Source organism: Nostoc sp. UIC 10630, assembly GCF_010747425.1.
Taxonomy (GTDB): Bacteria; Cyanobacteriota; Cyanobacteriia; order Cyanobacteriales; family Nostocaceae; genus Nostoc.
On sequence record NZ_JAAGOG010000116.1, the window covers coordinates 1 to 9,598 of the forward strand.

At 43.7% G+C, this 9,598-nt stretch carries 13 protein-coding genes; 9 read left to right on the forward strand and 4 right to left on the reverse strand.

Annotation, left to right across the window (positions count from 1 at the left end):
* The first annotated feature begins 169 nt into the window (after nt 1-169).
* A complete protein-coding gene (locus tag G1O98_RS39055; protein ID WP_175586841.1) occupies nt 170-634 on the forward strand; it encodes a hypothetical protein in 465 nt (154 codons plus the stop codon).
* A gap of 193 nt (nt 635-827) precedes the next feature.
* On the forward strand, nt 828-1,823 hold the full coding sequence (locus tag G1O98_RS23615) for a protein rep (protein WP_163932596.1): 996 nt from the start codon (nt 828-830) through the stop codon (nt 1,821-1,823).
* A gap of 6 nt (nt 1,824-1,829) precedes the next feature.
* Here G1O98_RS23615 and G1O98_RS23620 read toward each other — a convergent pair whose 3' ends face one another.
* The 4 genes from G1O98_RS23620 to G1O98_RS23635 form a co-directional block, all read right to left on the reverse strand.
* Nucleotides 1,830-2,141, reverse strand: coding sequence for a hypothetical protein (locus G1O98_RS23620; RefSeq protein WP_163932600.1), 312 nt, complete (start codon nt 2,139-2,141; stop codon nt 1,830-1,832).
* 645 nt (nt 2,142-2,786) lie between these two features.
* Entirely contained in the window at nt 2,787-5,723 is a 2,937-nt protein-coding gene (locus G1O98_RS23625) for a plasmid replication protein, CyRepA1 family (RefSeq protein WP_345940582.1), read from the reverse strand.
* Nucleotides 5,724-6,236: 513 nt separating this feature from the next.
* Nucleotides 6,237-6,404 (reverse strand): hypothetical protein, encoded by a 168-nt coding sequence (locus tag G1O98_RS23630; RefSeq protein WP_163932603.1) that lies wholly within the window; start codon nt 6,402-6,404, stop codon nt 6,237-6,239.
* Between the two features lie 92 nt (nt 6,405-6,496).
* Nucleotides 6,497-6,676: a hypothetical protein gene (locus G1O98_RS23635; protein ID WP_163932606.1), complete on the reverse strand. Its 180-nt coding sequence runs from the start codon at nt 6,674-6,676 to the stop codon at nt 6,497-6,499.
* Between G1O98_RS23635 and G1O98_RS23640 the strand changes: the two genes are divergently transcribed.
* The 7 genes from G1O98_RS23640 (at nt 6,675) to G1O98_RS23665 (ending at nt 9,588) form a co-directional block, all read left to right on the forward strand.
* Nucleotides 6,675-7,790 carry a ParM/StbA family protein gene (locus G1O98_RS23640; RefSeq protein ID WP_163932609.1) on the forward strand — a complete coding sequence of 372 codons (1,116 nt, stop codon included), beginning with the start codon at nt 6,675-6,677 and terminating at the stop codon, nt 7,788-7,790. The two genes, G1O98_RS23635 and G1O98_RS23640, sit on opposite strands and share 2 nt — an antisense overlap.
* Before the next feature lie 3 nt (nt 7,791-7,793).
* On the forward strand, nt 7,794-8,027 hold the full coding sequence (locus G1O98_RS23645; protein ID WP_163932611.1) for a hypothetical protein: 234 nt from the start codon (nt 7,794-7,796) through the stop codon (nt 8,025-8,027).
* Complete coding sequence (locus G1O98_RS23650; RefSeq protein ID WP_163932593.1) at nt 8,024-8,269, forward strand: hypothetical protein; 246 nt, start codon at nt 8,024-8,026, stop codon at nt 8,267-8,269. Before G1O98_RS23645 ends, G1O98_RS23650 begins: the two co-directional genes overlap by 4 nt.
* A 95-nt stretch (nt 8,270-8,364) precedes the next feature.
* A complete protein-coding gene (locus G1O98_RS23655) occupies nt 8,365-8,571 on the forward strand; it encodes a hypothetical protein (RefSeq protein WP_163932614.1) in 207 nt (68 codons plus the stop codon).
* Between the two features lie 39 nt (nt 8,572-8,610).
* The gene (locus G1O98_RS23660) at nt 8,611-8,847 is read left to right on the forward strand and encodes a hypothetical protein (RefSeq protein ID WP_163932617.1); all 237 of its coding nucleotides are present in this window, start codon (nt 8,611-8,613) and stop codon (nt 8,845-8,847) included.
* Nucleotides 8,848-8,854: 7 nt separating this feature from the next.
* Nucleotides 8,855-9,049, forward strand: coding sequence for a hypothetical protein (locus tag G1O98_RS39460; protein ID WP_207794504.1), 195 nt, complete (start codon nt 8,855-8,857; stop codon nt 9,047-9,049).
* A 95-nt stretch (nt 9,050-9,144) separates the two neighbouring features.
* A complete protein-coding gene (locus G1O98_RS23665; protein WP_163932620.1) occupies nt 9,145-9,588 on the forward strand; it encodes a hypothetical protein in 444 nt (147 codons plus the stop codon).
* Nucleotides 9,589-9,598 lie beyond the last annotated feature (10 nt).

A 9,598-nucleotide genomic window follows, 5' to 3' on the forward strand; every position in this document is an offset into this window, starting at 1 on the left:
AGCTTGAATAAGACTACCAGCGAAGCTGCCACACTAAAAAATATAAGGCGTAGCCGTAGTACAAAAAGGTAATTCGGCGTAGCCGCAATAGTCAATTTTTTTGAGGATTTTGAATCAGATTTTTTCAAATAGTCGATAATTATCAGTTAATCAATATTCATGAATAACCATGAGTGAGCATCAGAATTCAGAAGTGATTACGAAGGGCAAGATTGATAAGGCCATCAATCTACTGAAGGAGCAGAAGCCGAAAGAGCGAGAGGACATCTCGGACAGAGACGCAGTGAGAAAAATGAGGCGGTACATTGAGAAGCTAACTTCTGACAAGTATGGCTACACTTACGATGAAGTCTCAGAGATGCTGAAGGGTCTGGGGATTAATTTGACTGGTAGCAGAATCAAATATTTGATAGGCGAGTTGAAGAAAAACAGCCGTCGCCAGAAAAAAACATCTTCAAGCGACGATAATAATCAGTCATCAAATCCAGCTACTGAAACTCAGCTAACAGTGGTAAGTACTGCGTCAGATCAAGCTAGTAGTGAACCGGATAAATCAACAGTAAATAGTGCAAAGGGCAAGAGAAAAAGTAAAGAGCCAGTAGCGCAGCAGCAACAGCCTGAATCAAACCTGTAAGGCGAATTAAATTACATCGAATTTTAAGTATATAAGGTACACCCTCACCCTGTGCTGACGGACAACCTCTGGCAATATTGGGAGAGGGATTGGCTAATTGTACTTGACGGGATGGAATTGTCGTGTATTATCACTGAGGCTCGATGTTTTAATTGATGTTAGCTTGAAATTTATTAACCAAACAAATAACAGAATGTTTGTGCCTGGTCAAGCTTCAGATAGAAATATTGTTGACTTTAACTTATTATCGCTAAACCAGTTTATAAAACATCAAAATTCACTGAATTTAAGCGACATTACTAATATAGGGAAAACTTGGGATAAACATAGAGCTAATGCTGAACTGGTTTCTAATTATTACGCTAGAGCAAGTGATCATGAGTTAAATAATTACGCTTGGCGAATTAAAATCTGTTCCAAGTGTTTAGAGTTTAAACTATCACCAGAAGAAGCGGGTGGAATTTTCAAACTCAAGTTATTACATACTAGATTTTGCAGGGTGCGTCACTGTCCTGTTTGTCAGTGGCGGCGATCACTCATGTGGAAAGCCAAAGCTTACAAAATCTTGCCACAGGTTGTTACAGATTACCCCAAGTACCGTTGGTTATTTGTGACGTTGACAGTAAAGAATTGCCAGATTTCGGAACTAAGAACAACCTTGGATGCAATGAACAAGGCTTTTAAGGGATTAACTGAATTGAAAGCATGGCCAGCAAAGGGTTGGGTTAAATCACTAGAAGTAACTAAGGGTAGGGATGGAATATCTGCACATCCACATTTACATATTTTAGCAATAGTGCAACCTTCGTATTTTAGTCATGGCTACTTGTCTCAAGCCAAATGGGTAACATTATGGCAGCAGTGCTTGCATATTGATTACGAGCCAGTTGTTCATATTAGCGCGATCGCAAAACAGCATGACCCCACAATACTAATTCCCGAAATTCTCAAGTATCAGGTAAAGGAATCAGACTTAATAGCTGATAGGGAATGGTTTTTAGAGTTAACCCGTCAGTTGCATAAAACCAGAGCGATTGCTACTGGGGGTGTACTCAGACATTATATGCGGGAGTTAGAGGAGAAGAACCAAGACCTCATTAACTGCGGTGAAGAGATGGATGAGGCGAATCAGAGAACAGTATCTTTCAGATGGGATCACAAATTACATAAGTACAATTGTGAGGGATAACTAAGGTTACTTCAAATACTCATCACCATTCATATATGGCGGTTTCAGGCATCTAAAGAATGTAGAAGCCGAATCTAGCAGATATTGAGTATAAGTAGAATGTCGGTGATGTGGATAAGAAGAAGCAAGACGACAATACTCAGAAATAGGAGCAAAAAACCAAATCACTTTCCCACTAGCATAGTGAGTAACATTATAAATCACTATAGACTCATACCAACGTAGAAATTCTGGTTTAGTTAAGAAAGAATTGGGAACAAAGATACGTCCAACAGGAACACCAGGAATTACACGAATATTAATTAAGAACTCAGGCATTTTTAACCTCATTGAATTGATAAATCACTTTTAATCAAGCCGAAAAGAAAAAAAATAACCTTCAGGGGAAGGCAAAAAGATTTATTCTTCAACTTCACCCCTAACAAGGCGTTAGCCGATTAGTCGGTCTAGGGAGCAAAACGGGAAATCCCAGGCAAACAACGAGTGGATGACTGGGATTGCGAGGATATTAACTACCTTCTCTTGAAGCTGAAAAATAGCTTCGATATTCAATTAATAAAAAGAGCAAGACTCATAGGTTTACTTTTGAAGCTAACTTTCAGCTTTGAGTTACTTTTACTCTGGTAAAGGGTTTGCTAGCACTTTCCGCCAACAACGCAAAGGTCAGGCGTGCCAGTAAGTCGCCGCAACAGTGTATATGAAAGATTGGGGGTTTTAGGATCTCTGACCATTGGACTGTATTACTTGTCCAGTAACCTGTATATCTATTTAATTACCGTTAGTGGACGTGACGAAAAACTCGTATTTTGAGGCTATTGGTTGGTCAACTGCTACGTTGTTAAGTTCACCAGTGTTTTAAAAACGTGCGAAAGACCTAACTAAGCCATGAGGTAACTGGGCTGTAGTCTATAAGCTACAACGCCGCTCCCGCTATTTAGTTCGGTGGAGAGTTGGAAATTGTGGTTAAGCCTGGGCTGTATCTAATGCCAGCCAGTGCTTAAAGATTTTATCTCGCCCATCGTCAGCGTCAACCACACGATAAACTCGCTGGCGTTCGCCCGTGCCATCTCGACAGATGTATTTGAGTTTCAGCCCTATCTTCTTCAGCAATCGCCTTAAGATAACGATGGGGCTGTCATTGTCATTGAGGGTAATTCCCAAAACGGTTTTGACTTGCCACTTCACAGACAGGGCATTGTTAGCCATCTGTACTAGGTCGGCATCAGTTCCCCGAAATTCGCGGTCATCGGCGATGAAATTGGGGATGTTGAAAAGTTCCAAGGCATGAATTACCAAACCCAGTTGACCGCCGTTAAAGTCTGGTAGCCAAGCACTCTTGCAGGCAAGCATCTTTTCACCCAGTTTGCGATCGCGGTCAGCGACTTTCGCTCTGCCCAAGGTCAGGTAAAAATGCAGCCTCAGTTGTGGGTAATAACCTTGATCGTCTTTTTTGACGAGTTCCGAGGTAACATCCACACCGTAACGTTGCTCTAGCTTATATTTGCGCTCAATGTGGCGCTCAGTTGTGGTTTTAGCTCGTTGTTGTTGCAGCGCCTCATATTTGGCAGCAGTCATCTCAGTTGTATCGGCAGCAGTTATATCCTGACATTCGCCGTTGTAAACTTCATTTGTTTGGGCGGTGATTTCGTTGTTTAACTTTTTGCGAATTTTGTTGTCATGGACATCGACAATGTTATGGCCTTCGTTGCCTAATTCCTCTAGCACTGTGTCACGGTAATGAATCATACCCGCATTGATCCGACAAGCCATTTTGCCAAAAACGTTTAAGGCAGTGCGGTTAATGTTGATTTCATCGCCGTCAATGATCAATGAAGCATTCTGTAGCAGCTTCAAGTTAGCTTGAAAGCGTTTATGCTCACAGGCTAACAGGGATTTGAGGTTAATTGCTCCGTTGCCGATTTTCCCAAGTCCATGAGGGGCTACCCAGAGATGACGCGGTATCGCCTCTCGGACACGGGCTAAGGCTTGGCGAGTGGCATTTTCTGGTGCTACTCCCCGGAAGCACCCCCAAACGCTGGTAAAATGCCCCCAAATGTCAATGCTGACTCCCGTGCCGATGGATGGTGAGGCCAGCACAATGTCATATTCCAGCAGCACTTTGTTTAATCTTGAGATGCAGTTGTAAGCTTCGTGTTGCGGGTCGGCAATCGTTTCGGAGTCAATACGAAGTATTTTGCGATCGGGAAATTGTTTCTTGAACCTCGCTTCTAAGACTTTGGTTCCCCATTTGGATTTAGCTTTTTGGCAATCAACGGCAATAAAGGGCTTACCCCCGGTTTTGATGTGGGCTTCCAGAGCAGCTAACCAATTAACCGGGGTAGTTTGTTTGTAGTGGTAGATGTTCCAGGGTTGACCCTTCCAGTTGTTGACCACCACCCAAGGGGTAACGTTGGTTTCTGCTAGACCCATAACCATTTCTGGTGATAAATCAGATAAGTCAGCATCAGCCAGGATAACTTTACCCCGTCCAGGGGCGAAGGCATTTTTGAATAACTGGGAAAGTTGGTTGAGGACTTCCACTCGATGCTTCTTAACTTCAGTGTTGGCAGAGAGCAAATGCCAGATCACCTGCTCGGATTCGTCAATGATTACTAGGGGTTCTTTCCAGTAAAGGGCGTTAAATCTGGCTTGACCGTTGGGGTGTAAACTGTCTACACACAGCGCAAAACCAAGTAAAATCCCGGTTTCGCTGTTTCTGACTTCGGTGATGTAGGGGATGCCTACCCGATCCGCGATCGCTTGGGCTAACTGTACCCTGTGCGATAAGAGGATAACGGGTTGACCGTTAGCGATCGCCTCAGCAACGATCGCGGCAAATGACTCGGTTTTACCAGAACCTTTAACGGATTTGAGTAAAATCAGTTTAGCGGTTTCCGGGATGGTCAATGCTCCCAGGTAACGCTGATTGAGAACGAGTGCCGCCTCAATTGAGAGTCGGCTGTACTCTTTGACCTGCCATTTTTCTTTTGTCAGTGCTAGTTTTATAATTTCATCAGTAACAGCTGGCCCCCTAGCGGCAATTAAGTCATCAATGCCTTTTTCAGGGTAACTCCACTGTGTCACTAGGACTTGACAGCCACACTTCGTTAACAGTTTCGCGGTTTGGCTAATGGCAATATTCACCCGTTGAACTGTTTCTGGCTTGGTGTCGTGGTCAAAGCAGATGATGAATTTACGTCCAAGGGTGGCGAAGTGTTGCAACTCTGGAATTAGGTGTAAATTACCTGTGGGCTGTCCAAATTCATCTTTGGGATTGCGGTAGCCACTGTTTATCCCAGGAAGGGCGATCGCTGCATAGCCTAAAGTAAGCAATGCCCCTGCTTTTTTAGCACCCTCACAAATCACAACTGAGATGTTGTACTTCCATACCCAATGCCAGAAGCCTAATGCCCTATCTTCATCGCTAATGGTCAAGTCATATCGTGCGGCCACACTCTCCCAGATGTGATCTGGTACTGCCAGGAAGAATGCCCGTGTTGGCACTCTTAGGGGATGTTCATACTTGATGAATTTAAGAACTTTGTTCAGGTCGCGCCTGGGGTGGTCGGGTTTCATGCCGCCCCACATCATGGGGCTATAATCGTTAAGCGGGTCAACGCCACTGCACCACCAGTTAAGTCCTTCGATGTGGCGATACTTCTTCAATACCCCGTCTCTGAGTCGTCCATCGTTACGGCGGGGGACGTTTTGACCATAAAACAGGTAATCGTAGGCGGCAGTGCCCGATACGGAAATCACGTTTAGCGCAATAATTCCAGGGTCAACAGCACTGGCTAACCATTCATTCCAGTGGTGCGCTTCTATGTCAGAGGGACGGGATATGATCTCGTACCTCTGTGTAACTTCAATTTTTTGAAGTTCACAGTTACTATTTTTCACAGCTTTTCCCTCAAATACGTTGTTTTTCAGTATCTGGAGGGGGTTATCGCGCTGCTACACCTTATATCTACGAGATTTACTATTTTGCTTGTTTAGAATTTTTTTGGTCAAAAATTTTGATAAATTTCTATGCAAAATTTCGCAGTGAAAATATAGAAATTTCCACAGCAGCCCATATAATATGAGTAAGCAGCGCGGATTAAATCTCAGTTTGCCAAGCAGTGGTGGTCAAGCTTCCACACTTTTAGCCACTTTTTGGAAGGTTTGAGATAAGTTCCCGCTCCTGAAAGCTTATAAAATTGAACTTTTGCTACTGGACAAAGCGTTTAACTATTTACGCTTTGTCTTTTTGCTTTTTCGTTTCCTTGTACTCACCTCCGTATCTCATTTAATTAAACAATAGCTAGATCATACAAAACTTCTGTTTGTCTGAAATTTAGCAAGGCTCTAATTTCCCTAGAAATTACTTAATAAAAGTTGATACTGTTGTTATTCCGGTTTTTGCTAAGTTGCTCATTGTGTTTTCTCCTGCTTTTTCTCCCTAGCGGCAATAGCTTCTTGACATAGCACGACAACCATTTGACTTACTGTTCTAGTTTCATCAGTGGCCAATCCTGCAACTTGCTCATAAACTTCTACCGGGAAAGTTACATTTACTCTTTTACCTTTATACTTTGGCATTTATTAGATAGCTTTAGGCACTATTAGTATCAAATTACCTTATTTAATGTGCCTAAAGTATAAGCAAAAGTAGTTTCTAGTAGTGCCTACTACTATCTAATAGATGCTATATTAGCATTGTGAGCCAAAAAACGCCACTCAACAAAGGCAACAGAAGCCAGAAAGTGATGCTTTGGCTTGCCCCCAACTGGATATGTGGATTTAAAGCGATAAGCGCCTCTAAATTCTCCAAAGCCAGAAAAATCAAGACTTTTACCAATCATCGGAACCATGACAACCGTATATTCCAATGCCAAAAATTGGCTAGTTCAGGCAGACTTGTTAGCCAAATCCGGGCTAACTGACCTCACAGGAGGTAAAGACGCAGGAGCAGGGTATGGGAAAGCAATCATCGGTGATTTTTCGATCATGATGCCAGCCGCATACTCACTTGTTCGCAACCGCAACATCATGCACCACGAAACCATCTCAAAAGATGGGGCATGGGTGCGATATGTAGAAGGTTCACGCCTGGACTTAAAAGATGTTCAATTCTTCTGGGGCAGTGCGGCTCTAGCGCAAAGTGACCACACCCTGTTACACGAGGACAAAGCAAAGAAAGCAGAACTGGCACTAGAAAGCATTCTTGCAGACTTAGCAGTTCTCAATATTCCCGATGGTGTCAAGCTTTCGATTAGTTTGAGCAACCATAACCCCGAACGCTGGGCGACTGAGATTAAACGCCGAGTCGAAGGGACTCACACCTTTGAACATCTGCACCCTGTAACCCGTTCCATTGTCACCAAGACAGTTGAAATCGTAGTCACAGGCATTTATCCCGAAGGATTCGGCAGCATTGCCCACTGCTTATTCGGTGAAGCATCCCTGGTACTTGACCCCTCAGAATTAGCGATCGCACTCGATATCGGTTCATCCACTTGGTTGATTACCGTGTTCAACGGTAGCGGTGCAGTCATAGACCGTCACCTGATTGAGGGTGGAGCCGGTGAACTCCACTCGATGATTGCAGAAGCGCTCGACAAGCGAAACGACCGAGTAAGCCTGCTGTCCAAGGATGTGAAGCACTCGCCCAGCTTGGTGAACCAGGGAATTGTAGAAGGGACTTTCACATACGGCGGCAACCATCTGACAGGTAAGAAGTTTGAAACCGAGTACAGCCAATGTCTAGATCAGTGGTGGAATACCAGGATTGAGAAATTCGCCAACTTTGTGACTGCTGGCAATTATCTAGACCGCGCTAAATACCTTGTCGCCTGGGGTGGGGGTGTTTCGCTGCCAGTGGTGGATCAAAACTTAGCCGGTTTAGGCTTTGTGGTCTTGAATAATCCCCAATTCATCAATGCCTTGGGGTTGAAACTATTAACTCAAATATCAAGGGGAGCCTGATCAATGAATTACGAATCTCGGCGTATAACCATTTCCTATCTAGCAGTAATTGAATTGTGCAAGATGTTTGATTTACCCCAAGATGCACCGACACAGGCATTATCAGCAGGTATAGAGAAGCTGATTTTTCAACACGGCAATGTGCAAACATCACCAAAACCCGAAACACCGCAATCTACACAGCCCAATAAATCAGCACTTAGCGCAATGGTCACTAATTTCAAAGGGGCAGCATGACCAAATCCAGATTTAGAAACACGGTTTTAGGCATTGGAGCAACAGCAGCAGCGTTAGCCCTTGGCTACTTCGGAGTGCAGTACTTCGGCAGAAATAATATGTTCACCATTGCCGCAGCTGTCGGGGGTGGAGGTGCAATCAGCTATGTACTACAAAAACCGAACCAGCCACAATCCCCAAGTAATCAGCCAGAACCTCAACCCACACCGATGAAAACCCAAAGGAAAGGGAAGAAGTTGTGAGATCCCAAACATGATGCAGACACAACCCCAGAAGGGGACTAGCTCTCATCATCAGTAGTTCGGGCAAGAGTATTGTATGGAAAATAGGAGGAATTATGTCACAGTCAGGGTTTGAGGCGCTTAAAGAAATGATTTCTAGAAACCTTGATAAAGGTAAAAAAGGGGAGACAACCTTTCATGGTGAACCGTCTGAAAATGTCAGTCCAATTTTAAGGGCAGCTAGCGAATTAGATTTAGAGCAACACACTGTTTTGAGGCCAAACGGGGAGACTTACAAAATCACTCTCAAGCGAAAGAATTAGAAGTTACGCGATAAAAACCCAAAGTCAAGGAAACAAGTTATGAGCGACCAAGAAACCATGCAGACACAGCCATCGCTAACGACTACTGAAATAATGACCATCATCCTCGGTTGTGAACAAACTCTTAGGTTCGTGCAAGCATCTCCCTATTACAAACAAATCGAAGCGTCCGAAAGGTTCAGTACATCGAATGACTTAAAGATGGGCGATGCAGTGCAAGCCTTGATGGAGATTCACGAAGCGATTCTAAATATCGAGTTCTACTCTCAAGTTTGAGGAACTTATGTTAGAAACGACAACTTTGCAACGTAACCACCTCTATGAATTCCGTGGTCAACAACTGCGCTATAGCCACTACTCTAATTGTCGAGTCAATGCACCTTTCATTTTCAATGACTCTAAGGGCAGGCGTAAAGAATTAAGCCAGAACCAAGTGCAGAGAGAGGTTTTTGAACTTGTTGAGTTTTGTGAGAACTGATGATGAAGCGATCGCACCTGCCGGCAAGCTTGGCGATCGCCTAATCAGGATGTATCTCTCGCCGCAAAACGAAAAGTACTTAAGGATTCTAACAAATGACACTTGATTACAAAAATCCCAACGATTGGGGCAAATCACCTCTGACTGACTCCGCCCTAAGAAAGCAGCAATTCAAAGCAGAAAATCCTGAAGAATGGGCAGCAAGGATTGAGGCAGATATTGAGGCACTTTCCACACCAATATTCGAGAGTGAAGATTACCCACCCTTCACCGGGACGGAATTCTTAGCAACTCATTCAACCATTGATGAGCATCCATACTCTGCTGCATTTGGTCAATTCTTGGGTAATGGGATTGACGCGGATATTGCAAATATATTGGCATTTGGTGAGAACCAATTTGATTTAATCTCTGATGATTTTGACGACCCCATAAGGCAATTAGCAACGAGAATTTATAGCCGATTTTCAGAGATGGGTTACTGGGACAAAGTGCCCCAAGAGCCGATAAATATCGACTACGACAACATACCTTATTAGGAGAATAACG

What these genes read in the sequence shown, in the direction of transcription:
- G1O98_RS39055 (WP_175586841.1), top strand. Translation starts at nt 170, where the DNA reads ATGAGTGAGCATCAGAATTCAGAAGTGATTACGAAGGGCAAGATTGAT.
- G1O98_RS23615 (WP_163932596.1), top strand. Translation starts at nt 828, where the DNA reads ATGTTTGTGCCTGGTCAAGCTTCAGATAGAAATATTGTTGACTTTAAC.
- G1O98_RS23620 (WP_163932600.1), bottom strand. Translation starts at nt 2,141, where the DNA reads ATGCCTGAGTTCTTAATTAATATTCGTGTAATTCCTGGTGTTCCTGTT.
- G1O98_RS23630 (WP_163932603.1), bottom strand. Translation starts at nt 6,404, where the DNA reads ATGCCAAAGTATAAAGGTAAAAGAGTAAATGTAACTTTCCCGGTAGAA.
- G1O98_RS23640 (WP_163932609.1), top strand. Translation starts at nt 6,675, where the DNA reads ATGACAACCGTATATTCCAATGCCAAAAATTGGCTAGTTCAGGCAGAC.
- G1O98_RS23635 (WP_163932606.1), bottom strand. Translation starts at nt 6,676, where the DNA reads ATGGTTCCGATGATTGGTAAAAGTCTTGATTTTTCTGGCTTTGGAGAA.
- G1O98_RS23645 (WP_163932611.1), top strand. Translation starts at nt 7,794, where the DNA reads ATGAATTACGAATCTCGGCGTATAACCATTTCCTATCTAGCAGTAATT.
- G1O98_RS23650 (WP_163932593.1), top strand. Translation starts at nt 8,024, where the DNA reads ATGACCAAATCCAGATTTAGAAACACGGTTTTAGGCATTGGAGCAACA.
- G1O98_RS23655 (WP_163932614.1), top strand. Translation starts at nt 8,365, where the DNA reads ATGTCACAGTCAGGGTTTGAGGCGCTTAAAGAAATGATTTCTAGAAAC.
- G1O98_RS23660 (WP_163932617.1), top strand. Translation starts at nt 8,611, where the DNA reads ATGAGCGACCAAGAAACCATGCAGACACAGCCATCGCTAACGACTACT.
- G1O98_RS39460 (WP_207794504.1), top strand. Translation starts at nt 8,855, where the DNA reads ATGTTAGAAACGACAACTTTGCAACGTAACCACCTCTATGAATTCCGT.
- G1O98_RS23665 (WP_163932620.1), top strand. Translation starts at nt 9,145, where the DNA reads ATGACACTTGATTACAAAAATCCCAACGATTGGGGCAAATCACCTCTG.